The sequence below is a fragment of the Leisingera sp. MMG026 genome (assembly GCF_021654205.1).
Classification (GTDB): Bacteria; Pseudomonadota; Alphaproteobacteria; order Rhodobacterales; family Rhodobacteraceae; genus Leisingera.
The window spans coordinates 40,752-65,923 of record NZ_JAKFZM010000019.1; the positions used below are offsets into that span (position 1 = coordinate 40,752).

Consider the following 25,172-nt stretch of genomic DNA (forward strand, 5'->3'; position numbering starts at 1 on the left):
CTCCCGGTTACAGGCGGCAGCCCTTCAAAACAGGGTAGCCACGTAAGAATGCTTCAGGATCCTGCGCGCTTTTACCTGCCCGTTGCAAGCGCAACAGCTGGACCGCCCCGGACCCGCAAGCGATTGTCAGATTGTCATCCAGAACTTCGCCCGGCGCGCCTTGACCCTTTGCCAAACGTGACGCCAGCAGCTTGACCCGCTGGCCCTCGATTTCGCACCAAGCACCGGGGAAGGGCGACAGCCCGCGAATCTGACGGTCCACTTCAGCCGCCGGACGGGTCCAGTTTATCTGCGCCTCGCCTTTGTCGATCTTTTCGGCATAGGTAACACCCGCCTCCGGCTGCACCTCAGGTGTCAGCTCTGCCAGGCGGCTCAGGGCGTCCACGATCAGCGCAGCGCCCATCTCCGACAGCCGGTCATGCAGCTGGGCGGTGGTTTCCCCGTCCCCGACTGCGGTGGCCTCCCGCAGCAGCACTGGACCGGTGTCCAACCCTGCCTCCATCTGCATGATGCAAATGCCGGTTTCCGGATCCCCCGCCATGATCGCCCGGTGGATCGGCGCCGCACCGCGCCAGCGCGGCAAGAGGCTGGCGTGGATGTTCAGGCAGCCATGTTCGGGTGCGTCCAGAACCGCCTGCGGCAGGATCAGACCGTAGGCCACAACCACCGCCACATCCGCATTCAAAGCCGCAAAGGCTTCCTGTTCTTCTGCCCCTTTCAGAGAAACTGGATGGCGCACTTCCAGTCCCAAGGCCGCGGCGCGGGCGTGGACGGGTGCGGGCCGGTCCTTCTTGCCGCGGCCTGCAGGCCGGGGAGGCTGGCAGTAAACGGCGGCAATTTCGTGCCCTGCATCGACCAGCGCATCCAGCACCGGCACCGAAAAATCAGGCGTTCCCATGAAGATAATACGCATCTGCATCCCCTGCCCCGGTTGCCCTGCCCGCAGCCGTCAAAACGGGCCTTACGCAGTTTCGCGTCCGTCCTGGGGACGGGGCCGGGCGCGAACCGGGCCCAAGCGGCCCGGGAAATGAAATCCGGCCTCAGCCGTTCAGCTTTTTCGCCTTGCGGATCAGCATGTCGCGTTTCACCTTGCTTAGACGGTCGAAATACATCCTGCCGTTCAGATGATCGATCTGATGCTGTACCGAGGTCGCCTCAATTCCGATAAAATCCTTGCGGTCAACCATGCCCTGTTCGTTGATGAAACGGACGGTCACGGCACGCGGGCGTTTGATCTTGGCTGAGACGCCCGGTAGATTGGGGCTGGCTTCGTCATGCTCGCGCAGTTCGATCGAGGAGTGCAGGATCTCCGGGTTGGCCAGCTTCACCGCGCGGCCGCGTTCGGTGGAGCCGTCCACCACTGCCAGCCGCAGCATCACGCCGATCTGGTTGGCGGCCAGGCCCACGCCCGGCATCGCGTCCATAGTATCAACCATGTCGTTCCAGATTTCACGAATCTCACTGGTGATTTCGCTCACGTCTTCGGCCTTGGTGCGCAGGCGCTTGTCAGGCCAGGGCAGGCAGGTGCGGACGGTCATGTCTGATGTTTCCTCAGGCGCGGGCGCGTTCGCGCTTCAACTTCTGCATCTTGCGGGTGATCATCTGGCGCTTCAGCGGTTTCAGGTAATCGATGAACAGCTTGCCGTTCAAGTGGTCGATCTCATGCTGCACGCAAGTGGCCCAAAGCCCGTCGAAGGTCTCGCGCTGCGCATTGCCGTCGCGATCCATCCATTCGACTTCTACGACCCTGGGACGGGTCACTTCGGCATACTGGTCCGGGATCGACAGGCAGCCTTCCTCATAAACGTTGGTGTCGTCCGACGACGACAGGACCTGCGGGTTGAACATCACCAAGGGGCGCGCATCGCCGTCCTCTTCCTTAACGCAATCCAGCACGATCAGCCGTTGCAGAATACCGATCTGCGGCGCCGCCAGGCCAATGCCGGGGGCTGCATACATGGTTTCCAGCATGTCATCCGCCAGCACGCGCAAATCATCGCTCAGGTCCGGCACAGGCACGCAGACCTTTTTCAGGCGGGGATCGGGATGGATCAGGATCGGTCGTTTCATGCGCTTCATGTATGCGATCAGCAGCGCCATCGCAACGCCCCCTTGCGCGTGCCGCTGCAGCGGCTAGCTTCGCATGCAAAGTTAAGGGCAACGACACGGGAATTCACCACATGAATTTTGACAAAATCACCGACCGCTGCGGCACTCACAGTTCGAAATGGGACAAAATGGAGAAACTGTACGGCATCCCGGCGCAGGACGGTCTGGCGATGTGGACGGCGGATTCCGACTATGAAACTGCGCCTTGCGTGATTGATGCAGTCAAAGCCGCCGCCGAACATGGTGTCTTCGGCTATTCCTGGCAGCACCCGGAGTATCTGCAGGCGGTTCAATGGTGGATGAAAACCCGCCACAGCTGGGACATTGAAACCGATTGGGTATTGACATCGCAAGGGCTGGGCAATGCCATTGCCCTCTGCCTGGATGTCTGGAGCCAGCCCGGTGATGGCGCTGTTATCTTCTCGCCCGTTTATCATGAGTTTGCGCACAAGGTGAACAAGTCGGGGCGCAAGGTTACCGAATGCCCGCTGGCGCGCGACGGCGATACCTACAATCTGGACCTCGACGATGCGCAATCGCGCCTGAACGGAACCGAGAAGCTGCTGCTGTGGTGCTCGCCGCAAAACCCTTCAGGCCGGGTCTGGACCGCCGAAGAACTGCGCGCAGTGGCAGAGTTCGCCAAGCGCAACGGGTTGATTCTGATCTCCGACGAAATTCACCATGACCTTGTCTATTCTGGCAGCACTTTTGTGCCGATGGACGTGGCGGCCCCCGACGCACGCGCCTGGACTGTGACCCTGACCGCGCCTTCGAAAACCTTCAATATTGCCGGCCAACGGACCGGCAATATGATCATTCCAGACCCGGAGCTGCGCGCCGCAATGCGGCACCGGCAGAACACGCTGGACTATGATCCCAGCGCGCTTGGTGTTGCGATGATCACCGCCGCCTACTCCCCCGAGGGTGCGGAATGGGTGGATGCCCAGGTCGCCCACCTGGAAGGCAACCGAAGACTGTTTGACGCGACCGTGAACGCCCTGCCGGGGCTGAAATCACTGCCGCTGCAATCGACCTATCTGGCCTGGGTGGATTTCTCCGGCACCGGTATGAACCGCGAGGAATTCATCAAACGGCTGCGCGAAGACGCAAAGATCGCGACTTCGCCCGGCGACGGTTTCGGCACCGGCGGCGAACTCATGGAACGCTTCAACCTGGCCACCCAGCGGTCACGGGTGGAGGAAGCCTGCCGCCGCCTGACTGCAGCCTTCTCGGACCTGCAGTAACCATGAAGCGCCTGCTGCGTCTTCTGGCGCTGGTTGTTCTGACCGGCGCCGCCTGGCAGGCTTTTGCACCGCGGCCCGCACCGCCGCCGCAGGCCGCGGCGGTGGAGCGGATCGACCGCATCCTGATCGAAAAATCCGCCCGCCGCCTGACCGCCAGCCGGGCGGGTGAGACGGTGCTGGAGTTCCCCATTGCGCTAGGGTTCGAACCGGCAGGTGACAAGTTTCAGGAAGGTGACGGAAAAACGCCCGAAGGCACATTCCTGATCGACCGGCGCAACCCCAACAGTGCCTATCATCTGTCGCTGGGAATCAACTATCCGCAGCCCGAAGACAGGAAGCAGGCCCAAGCGGCCGGGGTCAGCCCCGGCGGCGACATCTTCATTCATGGACAGCCGAATTCGGTGGGCGATCTGATCACCCTGCCCGGCGATTGGACCGCCGGCTGCATCGCTGTCAGCAATGAACAGATGGAAACGCTGTGGCGCCTGGCAGAAATCGGGACGGAGATTGAAATCCGTCCCTGAGCCAGCGGCTCAGATCTTGCCCTGCGACTGGTCGAAGGGGATCAGCCCGGAAGGTGCGTCCGGGGATTTGTAGAAATCCAGCGGTGCCCTGTCCGCAGCGGGTGTTGAGCGCTTGAATTCATAGCGCATCTCACCGCCCTCTTCTTCGCTGGCAACGATCAGGCATTGCGACAGGTGCCGCGCTCCCTCGTAAAGATCGACCAGCCCGCGCAGCATCGGCGCGGTCTCTGCCTCAACCGAAAAACCCGTCTTCCACATCCGCAGAACCGGGACCAGCTCATTGTCCGCCATTACCCGCAAACGGCTTTTCTTGCGCATCCCCTGAAGGCGGGCGGTGTCCAGCGCTTCCTGCACGGCTTTGGGCACATAGGTATTCATCGTTCCGGCCTTCCAAATGCTTAGGGTCTCTCGGGTCCTTCTTTCAACGGTGCGTCACAAATATATAAAATCAAGTGAACATTTTCGGAAATTTGACGGTCGCGCAATTTTGTTGCTCTTGTGCAGTGGCGCAGAGGGCTTGCGCGCTGCACTGCATAGGCACCCGGCCTGAGCAGGTCTATGTTTCCTGCGCACAGCAGCAGGAGCAGACCCGATGGGCCTTTTGATCGACGGGAAATGGCACGACAAGTGGTATGATACCAAATCCAATGGCGGCGCGTTCAAACGCAGCGAATCGCAGTTCCGCAACTGGATCACAGCCGATGGCAGCGCCGGTCCTTCGGGCAAAGGCGGCTTCCCGGCAGCAAGCGGACGCTATCACCTTTTTGTCTCGCTCGCCTGCCCCTGGGCCCACCGCACGCTGATCTTCCGCAAGCTGAAGGGGCTGGAGGATCATATCTCCGTTTCCGTTGTGCATCCCGATATGCTGGGCGAAGGCTGGACCTTTGACAGGGATGACCATGGCGCCACCGGCGACACTCTGTTCGGCAGTTCCCATATGCACCAGATCTACACCCGCGCCGATGCAGGCTATACCGGCCGGGTGACGGTGCCGGTTCTGTGGGACAAGGAACAGGATACCATCGTTTCCAACGAAAGCGCCGAGATCATCCGAATGCTCAACTCAGCGTTCAACGGGATCACCGGCAACACCGGCGATTACTGGCCGGAAGAGCTGCGGGAGCCGATCGAGGCGGTGAACGCCCGCATTTACAGCACCATCAATAACGGCGTCTACAAATGCGGCTTTGCTACCACGCAAGAGGCTTATGACACCGCAGTCAAGCCGCTGTTTGAAAGCCTGGACTGGCTGGAGGACCTGCTGTCGCAACACCGCTACCTGCTGGGGGACCGCGTGACCGAGGCCGATTGGCGGCTGTTCACCACACTCCTGCGGTTTGATCCGGTCTATCACGTGCATTTCAAGTGCAACCGCAAGCGGTTGGCGGACTACCCGAACCTTTGGGCCTACACCCGCGAGCTGTACCAATGGCCGGGCGTGGCGGAAACCGTCGGCATGCAGCATATCGTGCGCCACTATTACTACAGCCACGACACCATCAACCCGCACCGGATCATCCCGGTCAATCCGGATATCGACTGGCAAGAACCGCACCGGCGCGGCTGATCCGCCGCTGGCAGCCGCCAATCCGGCGATTCCGGACGATACCGCTAAAATTAGGGAGTTCACGCCCCGTCCCGGTTGCTTTATGAACCGCTGTGTCTGATTTGACGTCCGATCCGTTCGGAGCAACATTCAACCGGTGGCTACCGCGATGCTTGAACTCCCGCATGAAAATGCAGCCCCATCCAGGGACCACGGCGGCAATTTGGGCGTTGCCATGGCAGAATTCGGCGGAACCCGCAGCGATTGGATGGACTTGTCCACCGGTATCAACCCGCACCCCTATCCGCTGCCGGACTTTACCGTCGGAGATTGGGGCGCGCTTCCAGACGCCGATGCGCTGACCGATATGGAACGCGCCGCGCGGTCGTTCTGGAACATCCCGGATGAGGCCGCCGTCCTGGCTGCCCCCGGTGCATCAGCCCTGATCGCAGCCCTGCCTGCGCTGGCCGCGCCGCGCTGGGTGCAGATCAGCAAGCCGACTTACAACGAGCACGCCGCCGCTTTTGAAGCCCGCGGGTGGAAGATTCGCGTGGATGGCCCGGCTGAGGCCCGTGTCGCGGTGCATCCGAACAACCCTGACGGCCGAATGTGGAAAGAAGAGCAACTCACTGCACCGCTCACTATTATCGACGAAAGCTTTTGCGACGTCTGCCCAACGGAGAGCCTGATTCGCATGGCCGCCCGCCCCGGCGTGATTGTCCTGAAAAGCTTTGGCAAATTCTGGGGCCTCGCCGGCCTGCGGCTGGGCTTTGCGATCGGCGATCCCAAACTGATCGCCGCTCTGTCAACGTGGCAAGGCCCTTGGGCCGTCTCCGGCCCGGCCCTGCGAACTGGCGCGCTGGCCCTGCAGGACCACGGCTGGGCCGGAGACACCCGCAGCCGGCTCCGGGCGGATGCGGCGCGGCTGGATGAAATGGTGCTTGCCAAGGGCGCCAGCCTGGTGGGCGGCACCGATCTGTTCCGTCTCTACAATGTTGACGATGCTGCTGCCTGGCAGGATAAACTTGCCCGCGCCCGCATCTGGAGCCGCATTTTCCCTTATTCCAAAACCTATCTGCGCCTCGGCCTGCCGCCCGCTGACGGCTGGGACCGGCTGGAGGCCGCGCTATGACTACCGCTGCAATGCTGGCGGTGGCCCTCGTGCTGGATGCCGTTTTCGGCGAGCCCAAATGGCTGTGGTCCCGTATCACCCACCCGGCGGTGCTGATGGGCAAGGCAGTCGGCTTCTTCGACCGCAAGCTTAATACCGGCCAAAACCGCCGCGGCAAAGGCGTGCTGGCGGCGTTGGCGCTGGTTCTTTGCGGCATTATCGCTGGCAAGCTGCTGTCGCTGCCCGGCACGCTGGTGGAAATCCTGGTGGCAGCCATCCTGATCGCCCAGCGTTCGCTGATCGAACATGTTGCTGCCGTTGCCAAGGGCCTGCGCAGCAGCCTGGAGGATGGCCGCCAAGCGGTGGCCATGATCGTCAGCCGCGACACCGCGGCCATGACGGCGCCGCAAGCCGCCCGCTCTGCCATTGAAAGCGGCGCCGAGAACATGTCGGACGGCGTCATCGCCCCTGCCTTCTGGTTTCTGATTGCCGGGTTGCCGGGCCTGATTGCTTACAAGATGGTCAACACCGCCGACAGCATGATCGGCTACCGTACCAGCCGGTACGAGGATTTCGGCTGGGCATCTGCCCGTCTGGACGACCTGTTAAACCTGATCCCGGCCCGCCTTACCGGGTTGCTGATCGCCCTGTCCAGCGGCCAGCTGCGCCACTGGGGGGCAATTTCTGCAGACGCCCGGAAGCACCGGTCGCCCAATGCCGGCTGGCCTGAAGCCGCCATGGCGCGGGCGCTGGACACCGCACTGGCCGGCCCGCGATCCTATGAGGGGCAGATGCGCGATTTTCCCTGGGTCCATGCCTTTGGTGCCAAAAGCGCCAATGCCGAAACCATCACCCGCTCCGTGACCCTGCTTTGGCAGACCTGGGCGCTTGCGCTTGTCCTGACGGTTGCCATTGCCACGGTTTTCTAGCACATAAGGCCCTGCGGGAGCGGTCAGACAAAGGAGCGCCGGAACAATGCGCCTAATGCCCTTCGTCCTTGCAGCAAGCCTGCTGCCTGCGGCGGCAACTGCCCAATGCGGCGGCGGCTTTCAGAATTTTGTTAAGCTGATGAAAGACGAGGCGGTGCAGGCCGGATATGACACGTCCACTGTCAACGCCTTCTTCTCGGGCACCCGCAAAGATGCCCGCGTGCTTAAGGCCGACCGTGCCCAGGGTGTGTTCCAAAAACCTTTCATCGAGTTCACCCGCCACCTGATCTCGCAAAGCCGGATCAAGCGCGGCCGCCAGATGGCGCAAAAACATGATGCCACCTTCCAGCGGATTGAGAACACCTATGGCATTGACCGCGGTGTGCTGTTGGCGTTCTGGGCCTTCGAGACCGACTATGGCGGCTATCAGGGCGATTTCAACACCCGCGATGCGCTTGTCACCCTGGCGCATGACTGCCGCCGCCCGGAGCTTTTCCGGCCGCAGGTCTTCTCGGCACTGGAGCTGTTCGACCAGGGCAATTTCGATCCCAAACGCACAACAGGCGCCTGGGCCGGCGAGATCGGCATGGTACAGATGCTGCCCGGAGATATTCTGGATCATGGTGTCGATGCCGACGGCGATGGCCAGGTCAGTCTGAAAACCTCTGCCGCCGACGCGCTGATGTCGGGTGCGCGGATGCTGTCCCATTTGGGTTGGAAACCGGGCCAGCCCTGGCTGCAAGAGGTCATCATCCCTCAGGATCTGGATCTGACGCTGACAGGCACTGGACGCAAGAAATCCGTGGCCCAGTGGCGCGGTCTGGGCGTCTCGGCGCGGGACGGCAAACTCCCCGATCCCTCCTTGCGCGCTTCGCTTCTGCTGCCGCAGGGCCACAAGGGGCCGGCTTTCCTCGCTTACCCTAACTTTGACGTCTATTTTGAGTGGAACCAGAGCTTTACCTATGTCCTCACGGCTGCTTACTTTGCCAACCGGTTGAAAGGCGCGGAAGCCTTTAGCGTCGGCCAACCCGAAAGCGGGCTGAATGGCACCCAGATGAAGCAGTTGCAGCAGATACTCCAGGCCCGCGGCCATAACGTTGGGGATATCGACGGCATTCTTGGCGCCCGCACCCGGATTGCAGTGCAAAAAGAGCAAGCCCGCCTTGGCCTGCCCGCTGATGCCTGGCCGACGCCGGCGCTGCTGCAGAAGCTTTAACGGACCGGGAACCGCTCGCCCTTTTCGGTAATCAGGATGACCCGGCTTCCATTGCGTACATACAGATCGCAGCGGCCAAGTCCGTTGGCGAACTCCACGCAGACGCTGCCATCTGCGGCAATCCGGTAAGTGCCCCAAGCGGTGCCCCCGCCGTTCTTCGCCGAGTAAGTATAAGCATAGGCGCCATCGCTGCCATACAGCGACTCTCCGCCATCATAAAAGCGAAAGGACCGGCCTGACAGCGCGTCCAGTTCGTCCTGCGCCAAGACCGTGTCGCCGGGCCGCAGCGGCCAATCGCCGGCCAACGCGCTGCCTGCCATCAGAGATAGAAAAAGGGGCATGATCCATTTCATGCCCCTACCTTAGCGGTTCACTTGTTAAGCTGGTGTCACGATCCGGTGACTCGTGGGTTCACCAGTCAATGAAAGCTTCGAAATCCAGCATTGCGCGGTTCCAGATCCCCACTGCCTCGGCAAAATCATCCGGGCTCATGCCCTTGTTGCCCAGGAACACATCCATTTCGATCCGGGCTGAACCCTCTTCCGAGACATAGCCGCGGGCAAAACGGTTTTCATTGTTCCACTCGTTGATCTTGGACAGGCGCACGCTGCCGTCTGTCTGATAGCCGGAAAAGAACTGGATGGCCTCGCAGTTGGTGTTGTTGTCGCAGCCGTAGTAATAGACTGAGAAATCGTTGCCGTAATACTCAACTTTCAGTTTGGGATCACCTACGCTGTCCGTGGTTACTTCGACCTTGGCGCCCTCATCCTTGAAGAAACCGGCAACACTGTCGCCGGTTTTGGCGACTACATTCTGGGCCGCCGCGGCAACCGGGATCATCAAGACCACGGATGCGGCAATTGCTTTGAGCATATTCATTTGTCACTCCACTAATAAATTCGAAAACAAAAGCACCAATCCCAGTAGTGCCTCTGCCTTAGGCCACCATCGCCTCTGCTTTCTTCAGGTCAACTGAAACCAGCTGGCTAACGCCCTTTTCCTGCATGGTGACCCCAAACAGCCGGTCCATCCGCGCCATCGTTACAGCGTGGTGGGTGATGATCAGGAAACGGGTGTCAGTCTGGCGGCACATCTCGTCCAGAAGGTCGCAGAAGCGGGTGACGTTAGCGTCATCCAGCGGCGCGTCGACCTCGTCCAGCACACAGATCGGCGCCGGATTGGACAGGAAAACCGCAAAGATCAGCGCCATCGCGGTCAGCGTCTGCTCGCCGCCCGACAGCAGCGACAGGGTCGACAGCTTCTTGCCCGGCGGCTGGCACATGATCTCCAGGCCCGCATCCAGCGGATCGTCGCTCTCGACCATAACCAGATTGGCCTCGCCGCCGCCGAACAGATGGGTGAACAGCATGGCAAAGCTGTTGTTCACCTGCTCAAACGCCGTCAGCAGCCTTTCGCGCCCCTCGCGGTTAAGACTGGCAATCCCGTCGCGCAAGGTCTTGACCGCGCCTTCCAGGTCCAGCTTCTCGGCGACCAGCGTGTCATGCTCGTTCTGCACGCCGCGGGCGTCTTCCTCTGCCCGCAAGTTCACAGCACCCATAGCATCGCGCTGGCGCTTGCAGCGGTCCACGTCGTGTTCCAGGTCATCCGAGGCGGGCATTTCATCCGGTGACACGCCCAGCTTCTCCAGCAATGCCTGCGGGGTGATCTGCTGCGCCTCGATGATGCGGCCCGCGGCCTGGGTCACCGCCTCCTTGGCCGCATCGCTGCGCGCCTCAGAGCGGGCGCGTGCTTCGCGTGCCTCAGATGCCAGCCGCTCGCATTCGCGTTCCTTATGAACCGCGTCGCGCAGTTCGGCCTCGGCTGCAATCAACGCTTCTGTTGCCGCAGACTTACGCACCTCTGCCTCGGAAATCGCCTCGTTCAGCTCCTCGCGTTTCCCGGCAATCTCCGCCGGGACCGCATTCGCCTCTTCCAGCTCTTCTTGCGAGGCTTCACGGCGTTCGGCCAATTCTGCGATCCGTGCCTCAGCGCTCTCCAAACGGTGGCGCCAGCCGGACAGTTCCTTGGTCACTTCCTGGGCGCGCTTGGTGCGGGCCTCGCCTTCACGGCGAAGCTCATCGTGGGAGGACCGGTGAGTCAGCATGGTGATCCGCGCCGCCTCCACCGACTGCTTGATGTCCTCAACCGCAATGCGGGCCTGGTCCAGATTGCCTAGATCCCCCAGCGCCTTTTCCGCCTCTTTCAGCTGCAGGCTGGAACTCAGCGCGTCTTCCTCATGGCGGGAGACGGCAATCCCCAATGTCTCAAGTTTGGCCTCAGCCAGGTTGCGGTCCGCCTCGGCACGGCTCAGCGCACGCGCGGCGTCAGCCACCCGCTGGTCGGCCACGCGGCGCGCCTGGCGGGCGTTCTGGTCGGCCAGCGTCACCTCCTCCAGTTTGCGCAACAGCATCTCATGTGCCGCGCGCGCGCCGTCCGCCGTGGCGCTGACACGTTCCATCTCCTGCTTCAGCGCTTCCAGCTTGTTCAATTGCTCCAGCCGCAGGGCTGCTGCACTTGGCGCGTCCTCGGCCCAAGCGCGGTAGCCGTCCCAACGCCATAGGTCACCCTCAACCGTCACCAGCCGCTGCCCTGGCATCAGCAGCGCCTGCAGCCCTGCTGCCGCATCGCCATCCACCAGTCCGATCTGCGCCACCCGGCGGGACAAGGCATCAGGGCCGGAAACAAACAGCGCCAGCGGCTGCACACCATCGGGCAGGGGCGCATCCTGGTCATAACCGGACAGCGACACCCAGCCCGTCGGCCCGTCCGCCTCCGCCAGCGGCGCACGCAAATCATCGGCCAGTGCCGCACCCAGAGCCTTTTCATACCCCGGAGCCACGGTCAGCTCGTCCAGGATCTGCCCCCCCTCGGCGGTATCCCGTTCCACCAGTTTGGCCAGCGCCGTAACCTCGGCACGCAATGCGCCCAGCCCGCCTTCGGCTTCCGAGCGCTGCGAACGCGCTTCGGCCTCCCGGCTTTGTGTCTCGGTGCGGGTCTCATCCGCATCGGCCAGCGCCTCTTCAGCCATTTCCGAGGCCTCGCGGGCCTCTTCCTCAGCGGCTACCGAAATTTCGAATTTCTCCACCGCCAGTTCCAAGGCATCCTGCGCCTCGCCCTTGGCGGCGCGGGCCTTCACAGCCTCGCCCTCGGAACGGCCCAAAGCTCGTTGGCAATCCTCTAATGCACGGCGTGCCGACTGGTGGCGTGCCGCCAGACGGGCCACATCCTCGGTCACCTGCGCCAGATGATCCTCGCGTGCCTGCAAGATCGAGCCGGCATCGCGCGCCAGTTCCGCTGCTTCGGCCATCTTGCCGTCATGCCCGTCGCCGGCCTTGGAAAGCTCGCGCTGCTCCCACTCCAGCCGTTCAATGGTTTCGCCGGCGTCCTTGTTGAGCCCAGCTTCGCGCTCAATGTCGTTACCCAGCTGCACAACACGGCTGCTGAGCCGTTCGATGGTCTGGCGCGCCTGCGCCTCCTGATCGCCCAGCGAATCCCGTTGCACCGCCAGCCGCTGCAGGATGGCAGCGGCAATCGCCTCCTCTTCCCGCAAGGGCGGCAGCTTTTCTTCAAACGTGCCGCGCTGCGCCGCAGCTGCACGCACCAGCGCCTCAGCCTTGGCGGCCTGCTCAACCCGCGCCCGCAGCTCATCCTCGGAGGCCAGCCGCAACGCATCCGCTTCGCGCCAGCGGCGGTACAGCAGCATGCCCTCCGCCAGCCGCAGCTTTTCACCGATCTCGCGGTAGCGCTGCGCCTGCCGCGCCTGCTTGGCCAGCTGCGCCAGCTGTGCCGCCAGCTGCTCGATCACGTCATCGACACGCAGCAGGTTGGCTTCGGTGTTCTTCAGCTTCAGCTCAGCCTCGTGGCGCCGCTGATAAAGGCCGGAAATACCCGCCGCCTCTTCCAGAATACGCCGCCGTGCCTTGGGCTTAGCGTTGATCAGCTCGGCGATCTGCCCCTGCCGCACCAGCGCCGGCGAATGCGCCCCGGTCGAGGCATCGGCAAACAGCATCTGCACATCGCGTGCCCGCACATCCTTGCTGTTCGACTTGTAGGCACTGCCAACATCGCGGGTGATGCGGCGCACGATTTCCAGCCCGTCCGCCTCATTGAACCCCGAGGGCGCCAGCCGTTCAGAATTGTCGATTTGCAGGCTGACTTCGGCAAAGTTGCGCGCAGGCCGCGACGAAGTGCCGGCAAAGATCACATCTTCCATGCCGCCGCCGCGCATTGCCTTGGCACGGGTCTCGCCCATCACCCAGCGCAATGCCTCCAGAAGATTGGATTTGCCGCAACCGTTTGGACCCACTACCCCGGTCAGCCCATCGGCAATGACCAGTTCGGTAGGATCAACAAAGCTTTTGAAGCCGTTCAGCCTGAGCTTGGAAAACCGCAAAGCTGCCCCTCCGTGATTCCGGATCGAGAAAGTTCAGCGGTTCCTATCGTGTGTGTCAACGCTCTGCATCCCCAAATCGGGGCGAACCTGCCTCAAACCACACCATATCTTGTGGATAACCCGCACAACCCGGCGATCTTTTGCCAAGCCGGTGGCAATCCGGCCTTAGACAGAGCCCAGCAGCCGGCCCAACCGGGCAATCCCGTCCTCAATCGCCGCATGGTTAGAGTTGGAAAAGCTCAACCGGATCGTGTTCTGGCCGCTGCCATCGGCGAAAAATGCCTGCCCCGGGACAAAGGCCACCCTTTCCGTCTCCAAAGAACGGGCCAGCAACTGCGCCCCATCCATGCGGTCCGGCAGGGTCATCCACACGAACATGCCGCCCTCAGGCCGGGTCCAGCTGACACCCTCCGGCATGTGCTCCTCCAGCGCCGCCAGCATGACGTCCCGGCGGCGTTGGTAGACCGCGTGCAGCTGCGCCACATGCACATCGAAACGGGCCTCGGCAACGCCATGGACTGCCATCTGGTTGATTGTCGAACTATGCAGGTCCGCCGCCTGCTTAAGCAGCACCATTTGCGTGATCACCGGCTTGGCTGCCACCGCCCAGCCGATCCGCAAACCCGGCGAAAGGGTCTTGCTGAACGAGCCGCAATAAATCGTCCGGCAGTCCTCAATCGAACCCTTCCGTTCCAGCTCCAGCGCCAGAACCGGCGGCACCACCTCCCCGTCATAGCGCAGCGACTGGTAAGCCGCATCTTCGATGACGGCACACTCCAGACTGTCAGCCAGTTCCAGCAGCCGCAGCCGCCCGGCGCGGTCCAGGGTCTCTCCGGTTGGATTGGCAAAATCCGGCGACAGGTAGGCGAATTTCACCGCGCTGCCCGCGTCCGCTGCATCCTCGGCATAACTTTCCGCCGTTCGGTTGCCCTTCAAAGTCAGCCGGTCATAACGTGGCTCATAGGCGTTGAACGCTGCCAGCGCGCCCAGATAGGTCGGCCAGCCGACCAGTGCAGTATCCCCCGGCGACAGGAACAGCTTGCCCAGATAATCCAACGCCTGCTGGGAGCCGGAGGTGATCAGCACATTGTTCGCATCACAGGCGATACCGATCTTCGCCATCTCCTCAACAATCCAGTCACGCAGCGGCAGATATCCCTCGCTCACTGAATACTGCAGTGCCATGGCCTGCCGTTCCGGTGTCAGCGCATTCTTGAATGCATCGGCAAATTCATCCGCCGGAAACAGTGCCGGGTCCGGGATGCCGCCGGCAAATGAGATGATATCCGGCTGGTCCAAGAGCTTCAGCAGTTCGCGGATTTCCGACGCCTTCATCCGCGTGTTCCGGCTGGCAAAGATCTGGTCGAACTGCATCCTGGCTCTCCTGGCTTGGGATCTGGTGCCACGGTAGGAGAGCACGAAATAATGTCAACAATACTGACCTAATGTTACAACCTTCGTGATCCTTGCCTGCCCTTGCAGCCCCTTCCCCCCCGTGGTCATATGATTTGACCAATTCAGATGAGCCTCAGCATGCCATTTCAGAAAGTTCAGCCCGAAAAACTCTCCGCCTCCGTCGTTAAGCAGATAGAGCAGCTGATCCTGCGCGGCATCCTCTCACCTGGTGAACGGCTGCCCGCCGAACGGGAGCTGGCGGAGAGGCTTGGTGTCTCCCGCCCCTCCCTGCGTGATGCCATCGGCGAGTTGCAGGCGCGCGGGCTGCTTGCCTCCAAGGCAGGCTCCGGCGTGTTTGTGGGGGATGTTTTGGGATCTGCTTTTTCGCCGGCACTGATCCAGCTGTTCGCCACCCATGACGAAGCCGTGTTTGACTACCTCTCCTTCCGCCGCGACATGGAGGGGCTGGCCGCAGAACGCGCAGCCCGGTTCGGGTCGGACTATGACCTGCAGGTGATCCAGGCGATCTTTGACAAAATGGAGGCGGCCGGCAATCCCGCCATTTCTGAAGAAGCGGCCCAGCTCGACGCCCAGTTCCACTCCGCTATCATGGACGCCAGCCACAACGTCATCATGCTGCACATGATGCGCTCGATGTTCGATCTGCTGCGCGAGGGCGTCTTCTACAACCGCCGGATCATGTTCCAGCAGCACACCACCTATGAAGCGCTGCTGGAGCAGCACCGCGCCATCAACGCCGCCCTGCAGACCCGCGATCCGCAGGCTGCCCGGTCAGCAGTCGAAGAGCATCTTGATTACGTCAAACAGGCCCTCACCGACCACCAGCGCGCCGAGCGCAACGCCGAAGTGGCAAAGCAGCGGCTGGAGCATGAGACCGGGAAGGGGTGACGATGCAGGTTAATGACCGACAAGCGGACGAAACCGACTTTCGCGAGCGCTGCACCAAGGTTTGTTTTCGTTTCTAATCTACCGCTTTAGCTCAGCAATTACTCTGTTGGCAGTCACCAGTGCCTGTTCAATAAATGGTATTTTCTGGCCCGCATTTTTTGTCAAATCAATAGCGCCCCAGATCAACCCAAGCGTAAGCTGACACTCTCTGGCAAGTGATTCACTTGGATCATCAAACCCGGTTGGATAGCCGTCGCTCGATGCATAGAAGATAGCGTTACGAGCCTCTTGCCCAATCTTAACTGCCTTCTTCAATTCAGCAACGTCGCCAAACATATTGACCACCTCGTCGTAGAAGTCTGGCATTATCTGCGCTTCATGATCGCGGAAATGGAAGAGCTTCGTTGAGGCCTCGGTGTAGTGAGTTTCGCCATCTACAATGTATCGTGCGGCCAAGGTCTGTGTCTCAACATTGAGCGCAACGGCGACTTGATAATGGAACAGAATACCTGAAACCTTTTGAGCCAAAAGCGATACTGTCGCCTTTGCCATGTGATCTTTAATGTTGATTTTCTTCGCCTCGTCATAACCGCACTCTTTTGCACAGGATACGAATGCCGCAACGGCTTCTTCCGTTGCGTGAAGCGCGCAGAAGCATGCAGGAATTGGCATCCCCGCGTCGAATATACCGTTTGCCCACTGGAGTGATCGCAACGCACTCGATGCTCGGAATTTCCCTCGGTCAGGCAGTGCGATGATTTGGCTGTCGATCCACGTAGAAGAATCTTTTCGCATGATTTCGTCGATGACGCTCATCAGGCTTCCTTAACTTACAGTTCGATTTCCGCCCCTCATAGGGATCTGTATCAGATCAAGGGTTCCAAGAGGTTGCTAATACAATAATGCCTCAGAAGCTGCCATCCACGCGCCGCGCAGCATCGGTCGATCTGGGGCTCAAAACGCCCCTTCCCCAAACAAAAAACCCGGCCACTCGGACCGGGTTCTTTTAACTTGTCTGTATCAGCACAGGCTTAGTGCAGCTTGGCGTCCACATCCGCGATGGCGGCGTCGATCAGCTTGTTGGCCTCTGCGGCGGTCATCTGCTTGGAGATCACCTGATCCGCAGCAGCAACAGCGATTGTGATCGCCTGGTCGCGCACTTCCTTCACAGCCGAGGCTTCCGCCGAAGCGATCTGCTCCTCGGCAGCCGCCAGACGGCGGGCAATGGAGGTTTGCAGATCCGCTTTGGCCTGCTCCGCTGCGCGGGCAGCTTCGTCACGGGCGGCAGCAACGATCTGATCAGCCTGGGCCTGAACTTCCTGCTGCTTACGCTCATAAGACGCCAGAACGGTCTGGGCCTCTTCACGCAGCGCGCGGGCTTCGTTCAGTTCCTTCTGGATACCTTCCGCACGGTTATCCAGCTGGCCTGCGAGCAGCGATGGCACTTTGGCAAAAAGCAGAATGCCAACGAACAGTACAAAGCCGAGACCCACAACCAGATTGGTGTTGGACAGGTCCAGGCCGCCGCCGGCAGCAAAGGCAGGCGAAACTGCACCGAAGGTCAGGGCAAGGGCGAGAATATTGCGCATGTCCTTATCCTTTCGTCCGCTCGGCAACTGCCGCGGCAATTGCGTCTGCGTCTGCCGAACCGCCCAGCGCCGTCACCAGCGCCTCTGCGGTGTCGGTTGCAACAGCCTTCACGCTTTCCAGCGCACCGGCCTTGATTTCGGCGATTGCCTTTTCGGACTCGGCGGCCTTGGCAGCGATCTGTTCGTCTGCTTTGGCAATTGCCTCGTCCAGCCCGGCCTGAATTTCCACACGTGTCTCAGCAACGATGCGCTGAGATTCGGCACGGGCATCCGCCAGAGCTTTGTTATATGCGTTTTCGGCCTCGACTGCCTTGGCTTTCAGGTCTTCAGCCGCGGCGAGGTCGTTGGTGATGGTCCCCTGACGCTCGGCCAGCACAGCCGCAATGCGGGGCAGCGCGACGCGCGACAGGATGAGGTAGATCACGACCAGAGCGACCGCGAGCCAGAAGATCTGGTTCCCGAAGGTCGAGAAGTCCAGCTGCGGCATACCCGGAGCAGACCCGTGCGCTGCGTCTGCGGCGCCGTGTGCTGCGTCTTGCGTATTAGATGCCATGTCGTCCTCCTTGGGAACTTGCCGTTACACCGGGCAGAGCGGATTTAGGCCGCACTGCCCGGCCGTAAGGAAATAGGTTCCTGAGGTCTTAGACGGCGAACATCAGCAGCAGCGCAACCAGGAACGAGAAGATGCCCAGTGCTTCTGCAAATGCGATGCCGATGAACAGGGTTGCGGTCTGGCCGGCAGCTGCCGACGGGTTACGCAGAGCGCCTGCCAGGAAGTTGCCGGCAACGTGGCCCACACCGATTGCGGCTGCGCCGGAACCGATTGCTGCCAGGCCTGCGCCGATGAATTTGCCGAGTGCTGCTGCTGCTACGAGTTCCATGATGTTTCTCCTTACGATGGAATGTGCATTTCGGGGAGCAGGCGCGCCGGTCAGGCTGCGCCCGCGGATTTTCAGATCCTGGCCTTAGTGGCTCGGGTGCAGTGCGTCCTTCAGGTACACGCAGGTCAGGATGGTAAAGACGTAGGCCTGAATGAAGGCCACCAGAACTTCGAGTGCGTAAACCGCGGTGATGGCAAAGATCGGCAGGAAGCTGAACATGCCCAGTGCTGCGGCAAAGCCTGCGAACACTTTCAGAACCGCGTGGCCGGCCATCACGTTGCCTGCCAGACGAATGCTGTGGCTGACGGGGCGCACGAAGTAGGAAATAAGTTCGATGATGGCCAGGATCGGGCGCAGCGCCAGCGGCGCGCTCGACACCCAGAACAGGCCCAGGAAACCAGCGCCGTTCTTGACGAAACCTACGATGGTCACAGTGAAGAACACCAGCGCCGCCAGAACCGCGGTCACCGCGATGTGCGAGGTGGTGGTGAACGAGCCGGGGATCAGGCCCAGGAAGTTGGCCATCACGATGAACATGAACAGGGTCATGATGTAGGGGAAGAACTTGACGCCGTCCTTGCCAGCCACGTCCTCAACCATCTTGTAGATGAAGCCGTAAGCCAGTTCCGCGACCGACTGGGCGCGGCCAGGCACGATGGCGCGGCGCGATGAGCCCATGACCAGCAGCGCAAACACCGCGGCAACAGCCAGCGCCATCCACAGGGTCACGTTGGTCGGGGTGTACCAGGAGATGTGATCGCCAAACAGCGCTGCCACGTTGAACTGATCCATCGGGTGGATTGCCAGTTTTGACTCCGCCGGGGCGAAAATCAGGCCGGATACCAGCACCAGCGCCAGCGCTGCGTAAAAGAAAATTTTGCCCATCGGTCCGCTTCTCCTGTCGCCGGCGTTTGATCCCGTCGGATCAGTCCCGGTCTTGCGCATTTTTCTTGGCCTCATCGGCCAGTTTCTGTTCCTGGATCTCCTGCGCGGTGCGAAGCATTGTCTTCACTCCAGCCGCAAGGCCCAGCATTACAAACAGCACCATGAAGATGGGCAGGGTTCCAAACAGAAGGTCCAGCCCGTATCCGATGCCAAAGCCAATCCCGAGACCGGCCACCAATTCAATCACCATCCGCCAAGCCTGATTGGCCATGGAATAGTGCTCATCCGCGCGCGGCTTGGGCTGCTGTGCCTTACGCGCCGCCGCGAGCTTTTCCTCCAGCTGCGCCATGCGCTGCTTTTGGTCGTCGTCGGTCACGGGCGCCATCCTCACGCGATTTCTATGAGGTTGCTAAGGCCATGGGGCTTAGGAGTCAATTACAAGGGAAGAAGATTCAATACACCACCAAGTCGCTGATTTATAAGTGATAATTTGATCTCTCGAAAAACCGCGCCGCTCTGCCGCAGCAACCGTTGGCGCCAATCCACCCCAGTTTCCATATTCAACCAAAAGGTTGATTTTAGCGAATGGGCGGTTTTGCCATCCGCCAGCGCACAATCCGCCCGTCGATCAGCAACAATCCCAGCAGGATCGCTGCCATGCCCCACAGGTGCTCTGCCAGCAGCTGCTCCTTCAGGATGTAGGTTCCAAGGAACAGCGCCGAAACCGGCGCGATCAGCGTTGGCAGGGTAATGTTGGTTGGCCCCACCTTGGGCAGCACCCAGTAAAAGGCGATGAAAGCGGCTGAGGTCAGCACAAAACCGATGATGAACAAGGAGGCCCAGGTCTCAATCCGCGTCACATGCGGCAGGCCTTCGCTCCAGATTGCCAGCGGCGCAATCGCCGCGGTGGCCCCGGTCAGCGCAATGGCCACCAGCACCACCGGCTGCATATCCTTAAAGCGTCGCGCGATGTTGACCGAAAAGGCATAGCACAGCGGCGCGCACAGAGTGATCAGCACCGCCCAGATCTCCGACGACCGGCCGCTATCCAGCAGAGGCAGCGACAGCAGCACGATACCAAGGAACCCGCAGACCACCCCTAGTGACTTCAACCCGGTTGCGCGCTCGCCGCCGGGCCAGAAATGGGAGACAACCACCGCCAGCGCCGGAGTGGTCGCATTGACAATCCCGGCCACGCCGCTTGCGATATGCTGCTGGCCCAGCGCGTAAAAGGCAAACGGCCCGGCATAGCTGAGCACTCCAAAGCCAAACAGCGCCAGCCAGCGCCCAGGCTCTGCCGGCACCCGCTTGCGTGCCGCCAGCACATAGATCCAGCAGCCCAGCGCGCCAAATCCGACCCGCCCCATCGACACCGACAACGGCCCCAATTCGCGCAGCAGAATGGCATTGAACATGAACGACATGCCCCAGCCGATGCCGAGAATGAATATCACCAGCCAGTATTTCAATGCCATGCCATCAATCCCCGTGCGCTTAAAAGGCGCCACCATGACGGTTCAGGACAGATTGTCAAACTGCCGGACGATGGATAGGAGTATCAGGCATGAGCGACCCTCTTGACACCGTCTTTGCGGCCTTGGCCGACCCCACCCGCCGGGCGATCCTCACCATGCTGCTGGAGGACGATATGGCGGTGACCGATGTGGCGGAACCGTTTGAGATGTCGCTGGCAGCAATTTCAAAACACTTGGTTATCCTGACCCGCGCAGGCCTGATCGCGCAGGAAAAGCATGGCCGGGTCAAATGGTGCAAGCTGCAACCGGATGCCATGCGCGCAGCCTCGGTCTGGATGCAGGGCTTCGGCCAGTTCGAACCGGTCAATCTGGATGCCTTTGAACGCTTTCTGGAGACCGAGCATCTGTCAGAGGACGCGCAGCCGGACCCCTAGCGCACCACAAATACCGAGGTTTCGGAATGCAGCACCAGATGGCTGGCGTGGGACGAAAACACATAATCCAGGATCCCCGGCATATGGGTGCCCATCACAACCAGATCCACCTCCAGCTCCTTAGCGGTCCGGGGCAGGATGGAGTCGATCTCTGATCCGACATCCACAGAATAGACCGGCAGCCCCTCCACCCTTGCACCGGTCTCTGCCGCCATCTTGTTTGCCAGGTCCGCCAGCTCGTCACCTGACGGCCCGACGGTATGCCCGCGCTTGACCTGCTGATCCGTCACATGCACCAGTGTTACGCGCGAGCTGTGATTTTTGGCAAAGTCCGCTGCCACATCCAGGGCTTTCTTGACCGTTGCGGGCATGTGCAGATCAACGGGCACCATGATATGCTTGAACATTTCTCCCTCCTCTATCCGAAGAGTCCCTCAGGACCAGTATAGCGGAAAACAAGGGAATTGCGTTGACCTGCCGCAAGCGGCGGCGAAGGCCCGCCGGCGGTCAGGCCCAATGCGTTCAGGCCCGTTGCGTTCAGGCCCGTTGCGTTCAGGCCCGTTGCGTTCAGGCCGGGCCCCGCGACCGCGCCCCTTCCAGCAGCATCACCAGCGCCACCACCGACATCGCCACCCCGATCAGCACCAGGCCCGGCGGCGCGCCGCGGCCCAGCGCGATCTCCCACAGGATCACCCAGCTGGGGGTGAGATAAGTATAGGCCATCACCTTGGCCGAGGGCAGCCGCATCGCCGCATATTGCAGCAGCACAAAGGTGGCAGAGCTGGCACAGACCGCCAGATAGAACAGACCGATCCAGACGATACCGGGCAGCTGGGACCAATTGGTGGCCAGAATGTCCTGCCAGCCGAATACCGCCAGCAACGCGCCGCCCGCCAGCAGCATCCCGAAGGTGAACACCACCGCCGGCTCGCCCCGGTTCAGCTTGCGCACCATCGGCGTATAGATCGCGTGCAGCACGCAGCCCCAGAAATAGATGACCTCGCCCTGGCCGATCTCAAAGGCAGCCAAGGCGCCCGGATCACCACGCACGATCACCCAGACCGCGCCTGCCGCGCCAATCGCCAGCGCCAATGCCATCCAGCCGGTAGTGATCTGCCGCAGCAGCAGCCAGCCGAACACGGCGCTCATCAACGGCACCAGCGTGAACACTGCCGCTGCGCTGACCGGCGCCGCCGTCTGCAGCCCGTAGAACATCAGCACGAAATAGCCGCCGAACAGCCCGCCCAGCACCGCAAACCGCCACGGCGCCCGGAAATGCGCCCGTTGCAGCCCGGTGGTGGCCAGCGCCGCGACACCGATCACCACAGCGGCAATACCAAACCGCGCCGCATTCAAGGCCGCTGGTGCAATCTCGTTGGCGACCATGACACCCAGCGAGAAAGACCCCGCCACCAGGGCCGAAAACAACAGCATCGCCAAATGCCCGCGCAGTGCCTCGCTCACAGCTGCCAGTCCTTTACCTGTTCCTTGAGGAACGTCAGGAACGCCTGCACCTTAGTGGTCCGGTGCAGATCCACATGGGTCACCAGCCACAATGCGCCTTCCCAGTCCTCCTGCGGCGGCATCATCTCCACCAGATCCGGTTGCCGCCGCGCCTCCCAGGCCGCCATAAAGCCAATCCCGGCACCGCTGCGGACCGCTGACTTCAGGGTAAAGCCATCGGTACAGCGAAAGGCGATGGCCTCGGCCGGTGCATTGGCCCGCAACCAGCGCGAAAACGGCGCCCTGCTGCTCTCATCGTCCTGACCGACAAACCGGTGATTGGGAATATCCTCGACACCCTTCAGCATTCCGTATTCTTCGGCATAAGCCTTAGAGGCATAAAGCCCGATCTGCTGTTTCATAAAGGGCTGCACCACATTGTCGGGCTGATCCGGTGCATTGCCCGCGCGGATCGCCACATGCGCCTCGCCATACTCCAGCCGGAACAGCCGGTCGCCGGTCAGGTAGCGGATGATCAGCCCCGGATGCATATCCTGAAACAATTTCAACGCCGGCACCATCATCGGCGCAAAGGACGCCAGCGAGGTCACAACCAGTTCCCCCGACACATCGTCGCCCTGCCCTTTCAGCCGCCCGACCAGCTGGCTGAACTGGTCATCGGTCGCCTGCGCCACCCGCAGCAAGTCCTGACCGGATTCCGTCGGGGTATAGCCGCGGGCATGGCGTTGAAAAAGCTTAACGCCCAGCCGCGCCTCGATCGCATCAATATGCCGGATCACCGTCGCGTGATGCACGCCCAGCACCTCGGCGGCACCGCTGACCGTGCCCATGCGGGCCACTTGATAGGCAGTGCGGACTTCGTCCCAATTATCCATGGCGGCCTCCTTGCCAGCGGAATTGCATCCCCCACAAAAACGCACAATTCATGTGATTTGAGCGGCATTGCGTTCGAAAATGCAATAACCCAAATTCCTGCCAGCAACAAGCACAGGAATACTGTAATGGCCCGTACCATCCTCCATATCGACTCCTCCGCCCGCATCGATGGCTCCGTTTCCCGCGATCTTTCGGCGCAGATAACCAGCCGCCTTGGCGCCTCCCATGTGATCCGCCGCGATCTGGCTGCGCCGCTGCCGCTGCTGGACGGCGCCTGGATCGGGGCCAACTTCACCCCGGCAAACCAGCGCAGCGATGAACAAAAGCAGCAGCTTGCCCTTTCCGACTCGCTGGTGGAGGAACTGAAACAGGCCGATACCATCGTGATCGGCACGCCGATCTACAACTTCTCGGTGCCGTCCACACTCAAGGCCTGGATTGACCTGGTGGCCCGCGTGGGTGTCACCTTCCGCTACGAGGAAACCGGTCCCGTCGGCCTGCTGGAAGGCAAGCGCGCCATCATCGCAGTGGCCTCCGGCGGCACTCAGGCGGGCTCTGACATCGACTTTGCGACCACCTATCTGCGCCACGTGCTGGGCTTCATCGGCATCACCGAGGTTGAGATCGTGGCCGCCGACGCCCTGATGGCCGGCGCTGACAGCGCCCTGGCCAAGGCAAAATCCCAGATCGAAGCCCTGGCGGCCTGATCCTCTGCACATCCGCACGGCCGCCAGCTCTCCATCGGGGGGGGGCCGGCGGTCTTTTAAGTTTGGCACCCCTCCGCTGCCGTGCCAATCTGCCAGCATCAGCGTTTAAAGGGCAGGCAACTCAATGAAGAAAATCGGCATTCTCGGCGGCGTCGGCTGGGCCTCCACCGTCGATTACTACCGCGCCATCTGCGAGGGCGCTGGACGGTTCTTCGCGGAGCGCGGCGCCACATCGCCGCTACCGGTACCGCCCATTGCCATCGAATCCGTTGTTCAAGCCCAGACCCGCGCTCTGCGCGGCCGCCCCGGTGATGAGGCCAGCTGGGCCGCTTTCGACGCCGTCTTTCGAGAGGCCATGCTGACCCTGGAACGCGCGGGCTGTGATTTTGCCTTAATCGCCTCCAACACTCCGCACGCGCGACTGCATGCGATCCGCGACGGGGTAATGATGCCCATCCTCAGCATCTTTGACACCACTGCCAAAGCCACCGCCGCCATCGGCGCGACCCATGCGCTGGTCCTGGGCACCGCTGTCACCATGCAGGCCCGCAACTATGCCAGCGTACTCGCCGAACACGGGGTCAGCGCCAATGACCCTTTGCCGGAGGAAGAGATCATCGGAATGCAGGCCATGATCGACGAGGATTTCCATGGCGGCGCGGCCAGTGGCGCACAGAACCGTCTGCTGCGGTTTTGCGCCAAACACGCCCGGCCCGGCACCGCCATTCTGCTGGCCTGCACCGAACTGCCGCTGGCCTTCCCTGACCACATCGACGACGTCAGTTTCGAGACCGGCGGCTTCCTGTTCGTGAACCCCTCTGCCGCCCATGTTGCCGCCGCGCTGGATCTTGCGCTGGAGGAGGAACGGGCCGGTTAGACCCAGCTGACCTCGCAGCCGGTCTTTTCAAAGAATGCCATCACATCGGCACGTTTCATCGCCACCGTGCGGTCATTGACCAGCGGGTGCATATAGATCACATCCGCTTCCTGTGCAGCGGCGTCCATATAGAAGGTGACGCCTTTCTTTGCGCCGGTGATCATCGCCAGCGGACTGACCGCGCCGGGGCGGATGCCGAGGTTCTCCAGCAGCCGGTCAGCGGAGCCGAACGAAAGGTTGCCGGCACCCATCTCCGCGCCCAGCGCCTTCAGGTCGATTTCGCGGTCCTGCTGCAGCGTCACCAGATAGTTCCGCTTCTTCTTGTCGCGCAGATACAGGTTCTTCAGCCGCAGCGCGTTTTCGCCCGGCACCATGAACTGCCCCTCGACCCCCTTGGCATCCTCCACCGTCCGCAGCGGCACATGGGTATGCAACTGATAGGCGATGCCCCAGTCATCCAGCTGCTTCAGCAGCGCATCCGAAGAGACAGGCAGGCTGTCCTGATAGGTTGATGAGGCGTCCATGGCGTGCTCCGCGAAATCAATGTCGAATTGCAGAGCAGATCACGCAAAACAGCGGCGGGGCGCAAGAGGTGTTCCGCCCCCTGC

General features: G+C 61.5%; 29 protein-coding genes. 10 read left to right on the forward strand and 19 right to left on the reverse strand.

Annotation, left to right across the window (positions count from 1 at the left end; translation table 11 throughout):
• Positions 1-7: 7 nt before the first annotated feature.
• The 3 genes from fmt to def (L1069_RS12220) all read right to left on the reverse strand — a co-directional run bounded on the left by fmt (position 8) and on the right by def (L1069_RS12220) (position 2,070).
• Positions 8-913: a methionyl-tRNA formyltransferase gene (gene fmt, locus L1069_RS12210; RefSeq protein ID WP_237455851.1), complete on the reverse strand. Its 906-nt coding sequence runs from the start codon at positions 911-913 to the stop codon at positions 8-10.
• A 127-nt stretch (positions 914-1,040) separates the two neighbouring features.
• Entirely contained in the window at positions 1,041-1,538 is a 498-nt protein-coding gene (def, locus tag L1069_RS12215) for a peptide deformylase (RefSeq protein ID WP_134830830.1), read from the reverse strand.
• Between the two features lie 13 nt (positions 1,539-1,551).
• Positions 1,552-2,070, reverse strand: a complete 519-nt coding sequence (def, locus tag L1069_RS12220) for a peptide deformylase (RefSeq protein ID WP_129372793.1) — start codon at positions 2,068-2,070, stop codon at positions 1,552-1,554.
• A 110-nt stretch (positions 2,071-2,180) separates the two neighbouring features.
• Here def (L1069_RS12220) and L1069_RS12225 point away from each other — a divergent pair, with 110 nt between their 5' ends.
• Together L1069_RS12225 and L1069_RS12230 are read left to right on the forward strand one after the other, a co-directional pair.
• Positions 2,181-3,353, forward strand: a complete 1,173-nt coding sequence (locus tag L1069_RS12225) for a MalY/PatB family protein (RefSeq protein ID WP_237455852.1) — start codon at positions 2,181-2,183, stop codon at positions 3,351-3,353.
• A gap of 2 nt (positions 3,354-3,355) precedes the next feature.
• Entirely contained in the window at positions 3,356-3,877 is a 522-nt protein-coding gene (locus L1069_RS12230; RefSeq protein WP_237455853.1) for a L,D-transpeptidase family protein, read from the forward strand.
• Positions 3,878-3,886: 9 nt separating this feature from the next.
• On the opposite strand, the gene L1069_RS12235 is transcribed toward L1069_RS12230, so the two are convergent.
• Positions 3,887-4,255, reverse strand: a complete 369-nt coding sequence (locus L1069_RS12235) for a hypothetical protein (RefSeq protein ID WP_134830833.1) — start codon at positions 4,253-4,255, stop codon at positions 3,887-3,889.
• 214 nt (positions 4,256-4,469) lie between these two features.
• Here L1069_RS12235 and L1069_RS12240 point away from each other — a divergent pair, with 214 nt between their 5' ends.
• The 4 genes from L1069_RS12240 to L1069_RS12255 all read left to right on the forward strand — a co-directional run bounded on the left by L1069_RS12240 (position 4,470) and on the right by L1069_RS12255 (position 8,679).
• Entirely contained in the window at positions 4,470-5,444 is a 975-nt protein-coding gene (locus L1069_RS12240) for a glutathione S-transferase family protein (protein ID WP_134830834.1), read from the forward strand.
• Between the two features lie 148 nt (positions 5,445-5,592).
• Positions 5,593-6,555, forward strand: a complete 963-nt coding sequence (locus tag L1069_RS12245; protein WP_237455854.1) for a threonine-phosphate decarboxylase — start codon at positions 5,593-5,595, stop codon at positions 6,553-6,555.
• On the forward strand, positions 6,552-7,463 hold the full coding sequence (cbiB, locus tag L1069_RS12250) for an adenosylcobinamide-phosphate synthase CbiB (RefSeq protein WP_237455855.1): 912 nt from the start codon (positions 6,552-6,554) through the stop codon (positions 7,461-7,463). Before L1069_RS12245 ends, cbiB begins: the two co-directional genes overlap by 4 nt.
• Before the next feature lie 46 nt (positions 7,464-7,509).
• A complete protein-coding gene (locus L1069_RS12255; RefSeq protein WP_237455856.1) occupies positions 7,510-8,679 on the forward strand; it encodes a lytic murein transglycosylase in 1,170 nt (389 codons plus the stop codon).
• On the opposite strand, the gene L1069_RS12260 is transcribed toward L1069_RS12255, so the two are convergent.
• The 4 genes from L1069_RS12260 to L1069_RS12275 all read right to left on the reverse strand — a co-directional run bounded on the left by L1069_RS12260 (position 8,676) and on the right by L1069_RS12275 (position 14,446).
• Entirely contained in the window at positions 8,676-9,020 is a 345-nt protein-coding gene (locus L1069_RS12260) for a hypothetical protein (protein WP_343328058.1), read from the reverse strand. The two genes, L1069_RS12255 and L1069_RS12260, sit on opposite strands and share 4 nt — an antisense overlap.
• Before the next feature lie 70 nt (positions 9,021-9,090).
• Positions 9,091-9,558, reverse strand: a complete 468-nt coding sequence (locus L1069_RS12265) for a YbjN domain-containing protein (protein ID WP_129369305.1) — start codon at positions 9,556-9,558, stop codon at positions 9,091-9,093.
• 58 nt (positions 9,559-9,616) lie between these two features.
• Entirely contained in the window at positions 9,617-13,072 is a 3,456-nt protein-coding gene (locus L1069_RS12270) for an AAA family ATPase (RefSeq protein ID WP_237455858.1), read from the reverse strand.
• A gap of 165 nt (positions 13,073-13,237) precedes the next feature.
• Positions 13,238-14,446: a PLP-dependent aminotransferase family protein gene (locus L1069_RS12275; protein WP_237455859.1), complete on the reverse strand. Its 1,209-nt coding sequence runs from the start codon at positions 14,444-14,446 to the stop codon at positions 13,238-13,240.
• A gap of 159 nt (positions 14,447-14,605) precedes the next feature.
• Between L1069_RS12275 and L1069_RS12280 the strand changes: the two genes are divergently transcribed.
• Positions 14,606-15,376 (forward strand): FCD domain-containing protein, encoded by a 771-nt coding sequence (locus tag L1069_RS12280; RefSeq protein ID WP_237455860.1) that lies wholly within the window; start codon positions 14,606-14,608, stop codon positions 15,374-15,376.
• Between the two features lie 78 nt (positions 15,377-15,454).
• On the opposite strand, the gene L1069_RS12285 is transcribed toward L1069_RS12280, so the two are convergent.
• From L1069_RS12285 to L1069_RS12315, 7 genes are all read right to left on the reverse strand, one after another.
• Positions 15,455-16,192 carry a hypothetical protein gene (locus L1069_RS12285; protein ID WP_237455861.1) on the reverse strand — a complete coding sequence of 246 codons (738 nt, stop codon included), beginning with the start codon at positions 16,190-16,192 and terminating at the stop codon, positions 15,455-15,457.
• A 215-nt stretch (positions 16,193-16,407) separates the two neighbouring features.
• A complete protein-coding gene (locus tag L1069_RS12290) occupies positions 16,408-16,965 on the reverse strand; it encodes a F0F1 ATP synthase subunit B (RefSeq protein WP_237455862.1) in 558 nt (185 codons plus the stop codon).
• Between the two features lie 4 nt (positions 16,966-16,969).
• Positions 16,970-17,518 (reverse strand): F0F1 ATP synthase subunit B', encoded by a 549-nt coding sequence (locus tag L1069_RS12295; protein ID WP_129369299.1) that lies wholly within the window; start codon positions 17,516-17,518, stop codon positions 16,970-16,972.
• 88 nt (positions 17,519-17,606) lie between these two features.
• Positions 17,607-17,846, reverse strand: coding sequence for a F0F1 ATP synthase subunit C (locus L1069_RS12300; protein ID WP_027242466.1), 240 nt, complete (start codon positions 17,844-17,846; stop codon positions 17,607-17,609).
• 84 nt (positions 17,847-17,930) lie between these two features.
• On the reverse strand, positions 17,931-18,731 hold the full coding sequence (locus tag L1069_RS12305) for a F0F1 ATP synthase subunit A (RefSeq protein WP_129369298.1): 801 nt from the start codon (positions 18,729-18,731) through the stop codon (positions 17,931-17,933).
• 40 nt (positions 18,732-18,771) lie between these two features.
• Positions 18,772-19,107 carry an AtpZ/AtpI family protein gene (locus L1069_RS12310; protein ID WP_129369297.1) on the reverse strand — a complete coding sequence of 112 codons (336 nt, stop codon included), beginning with the start codon at positions 19,105-19,107 and terminating at the stop codon, positions 18,772-18,774.
• Between the two features lie 202 nt (positions 19,108-19,309).
• Positions 19,310-20,206, reverse strand: coding sequence for a DMT family transporter (locus L1069_RS12315; protein WP_129372792.1), 897 nt, complete (start codon positions 20,204-20,206; stop codon positions 19,310-19,312).
• A gap of 89 nt (positions 20,207-20,295) precedes the next feature.
• On the opposite strand from L1069_RS12315, the gene L1069_RS12320 reads away from it, so the two are divergent.
• A complete protein-coding gene (locus L1069_RS12320; RefSeq protein WP_237455863.1) occupies positions 20,296-20,640 on the forward strand; it encodes a metalloregulator ArsR/SmtB family transcription factor in 345 nt (114 codons plus the stop codon).
• Here the strand turns inward: L1069_RS12320 and L1069_RS12325 are convergent.
• The 3 genes from L1069_RS12325 to L1069_RS12335 all read right to left on the reverse strand — a co-directional run bounded on the left by L1069_RS12325 (position 20,637) and on the right by L1069_RS12335 (position 22,979).
• On the reverse strand, positions 20,637-21,047 hold the full coding sequence (locus tag L1069_RS12325; RefSeq protein ID WP_237455864.1) for a universal stress protein: 411 nt from the start codon (positions 21,045-21,047) through the stop codon (positions 20,637-20,639). The two genes, L1069_RS12320 and L1069_RS12325, sit on opposite strands and share 4 nt — an antisense overlap.
• Positions 21,048-21,207: 160 nt before the next feature.
• Positions 21,208-22,104, reverse strand: a complete 897-nt coding sequence (locus L1069_RS12330; protein ID WP_237455865.1) for an EamA family transporter — start codon at positions 22,102-22,104, stop codon at positions 21,208-21,210.
• Positions 22,101-22,979, reverse strand: coding sequence for a LysR family transcriptional regulator (locus tag L1069_RS12335; RefSeq protein WP_237455866.1), 879 nt, complete (start codon positions 22,977-22,979; stop codon positions 22,101-22,103). The genes L1069_RS12330 and L1069_RS12335 overlap by 4 nt, the downstream gene beginning before the upstream one ends.
• 126 nt (positions 22,980-23,105) lie before the next feature.
• On the opposite strand from L1069_RS12335, the gene L1069_RS12340 reads away from it, so the two are divergent.
• Both L1069_RS12340 and L1069_RS12345 read left to right on the forward strand, forming a co-directional pair.
• A complete protein-coding gene (locus L1069_RS12340) occupies positions 23,106-23,687 on the forward strand; it encodes an NAD(P)H-dependent oxidoreductase (protein ID WP_129369292.1) in 582 nt (193 codons plus the stop codon).
• A 124-nt stretch (positions 23,688-23,811) separates the two neighbouring features.
• A complete protein-coding gene (locus L1069_RS12345; RefSeq protein WP_237455867.1) occupies positions 23,812-24,564 on the forward strand; it encodes an aspartate/glutamate racemase family protein in 753 nt (250 codons plus the stop codon).
• On the opposite strand, the gene L1069_RS12350 is transcribed toward L1069_RS12345, so the two are convergent.
• Positions 24,561-25,088: a prolyl-tRNA synthetase associated domain-containing protein gene (locus L1069_RS12350; protein WP_237455868.1), complete on the reverse strand. Its 528-nt coding sequence runs from the start codon at positions 25,086-25,088 to the stop codon at positions 24,561-24,563. The two genes, L1069_RS12345 and L1069_RS12350, sit on opposite strands and share 4 nt — an antisense overlap.
• Between the last annotated feature and the right edge of the window lie 84 nt (positions 25,089-25,172).

Bases quoted from the DNA above. Each gene is read 5' to 3' on its own strand.
- L1069_RS12280 (WP_237455860.1), top strand. From the start codon at position 14,606: ATGCCATTTCAGAAAGTTCAGCCCGAAAAACTCTCCGCCTCCGTCGTT.
- L1069_RS12285 (WP_237455861.1), bottom strand. From the start codon at position 16,192: ATGAGCGTCATCGACGAAATCATGCGAAAAGATTCTTCTACGTGGATC.
- fmt (WP_237455851.1), bottom strand. From the start codon at position 913: ATGCGTATTATCTTCATGGGAACGCCTGATTTTTCGGTGCCGGTGCTG.
- L1069_RS12295 (WP_129369299.1), bottom strand. From the start codon at position 17,518: ATGGCATCTAATACGCAAGACGCAGCACACGGCGCCGCAGACGCAGCG.
- L1069_RS12315 (WP_129372792.1), bottom strand. From the start codon at position 20,206: ATGGCATTGAAATACTGGCTGGTGATATTCATTCTCGGCATCGGCTGG.
- L1069_RS12335 (WP_237455866.1), bottom strand. From the start codon at position 22,979: ATGGATAATTGGGACGAAGTCCGCACTGCCTATCAAGTGGCCCGCATG.
- L1069_RS12235 (WP_134830833.1), bottom strand. From the start codon at position 4,255: ATGAATACCTATGTGCCCAAAGCCGTGCAGGAAGCGCTGGACACCGCC.
- L1069_RS12300 (WP_027242466.1), bottom strand. From the start codon at position 17,846: ATGGAACTCGTAGCAGCAGCAGCACTCGGCAAATTCATCGGCGCAGGC.
- L1069_RS12320 (WP_237455863.1), top strand. From the start codon at position 20,296: ATGAGCGACCCTCTTGACACCGTCTTTGCGGCCTTGGCCGACCCCACC.
- L1069_RS12260 (WP_343328058.1), bottom strand. From the start codon at position 9,020: ATGCCCCTTTTTCTATCTCTGATGGCAGGCAGCGCGTTGGCCGGCGAT.
- L1069_RS12290 (WP_237455862.1), bottom strand. From the start codon at position 16,965: ATGCGCAATATTCTCGCCCTTGCCCTGACCTTCGGTGCAGTTTCGCCT.
- L1069_RS12275 (WP_237455859.1), bottom strand. From the start codon at position 14,446: ATGCAGTTCGACCAGATCTTTGCCAGCCGGAACACGCGGATGAAGGCG.
- def (WP_129372793.1), bottom strand. From the start codon at position 2,070: ATGAAACGACCGATCCTGATCCATCCCGATCCCCGCCTGAAAAAGGTC.
- L1069_RS12345 (WP_237455867.1), top strand. From the start codon at position 23,812: ATGAAGAAAATCGGCATTCTCGGCGGCGTCGGCTGGGCCTCCACCGTC.
- L1069_RS12225 (WP_237455852.1), top strand. From the start codon at position 2,181: ATGAATTTTGACAAAATCACCGACCGCTGCGGCACTCACAGTTCGAAA.
- def (WP_134830830.1), bottom strand. From the start codon at position 1,538: ATGACCGTCCGCACCTGCCTGCCCTGGCCTGACAAGCGCCTGCGCACC.
- cbiB (WP_237455855.1), top strand. From the start codon at position 6,552: ATGACTACCGCTGCAATGCTGGCGGTGGCCCTCGTGCTGGATGCCGTT.
- L1069_RS12350 (WP_237455868.1), bottom strand. From the start codon at position 25,088: ATGGACGCCTCATCAACCTATCAGGACAGCCTGCCTGTCTCTTCGGAT.
- L1069_RS12305 (WP_129369298.1), bottom strand. From the start codon at position 18,731: ATGGGCAAAATTTTCTTTTACGCAGCGCTGGCGCTGGTGCTGGTATCC.
- L1069_RS12255 (WP_237455856.1), top strand. From the start codon at position 7,510: ATGCGCCTAATGCCCTTCGTCCTTGCAGCAAGCCTGCTGCCTGCGGCG.
- L1069_RS12230 (WP_237455853.1), top strand. From the start codon at position 3,356: ATGAAGCGCCTGCTGCGTCTTCTGGCGCTGGTTGTTCTGACCGGCGCC.
- L1069_RS12240 (WP_134830834.1), top strand. From the start codon at position 4,470: ATGGGCCTTTTGATCGACGGGAAATGGCACGACAAGTGGTATGATACC.
- L1069_RS12325 (WP_237455864.1), bottom strand. From the start codon at position 21,047: ATGTTCAAGCATATCATGGTGCCCGTTGATCTGCACATGCCCGCAACG.
- L1069_RS12265 (WP_129369305.1), bottom strand. From the start codon at position 9,558: ATGAATATGCTCAAAGCAATTGCCGCATCCGTGGTCTTGATGATCCCG.
- L1069_RS12245 (WP_237455854.1), top strand. From the start codon at position 5,593: ATGCTTGAACTCCCGCATGAAAATGCAGCCCCATCCAGGGACCACGGC.
- L1069_RS12340 (WP_129369292.1), top strand. From the start codon at position 23,106: ATGGCCCGTACCATCCTCCATATCGACTCCTCCGCCCGCATCGATGGC.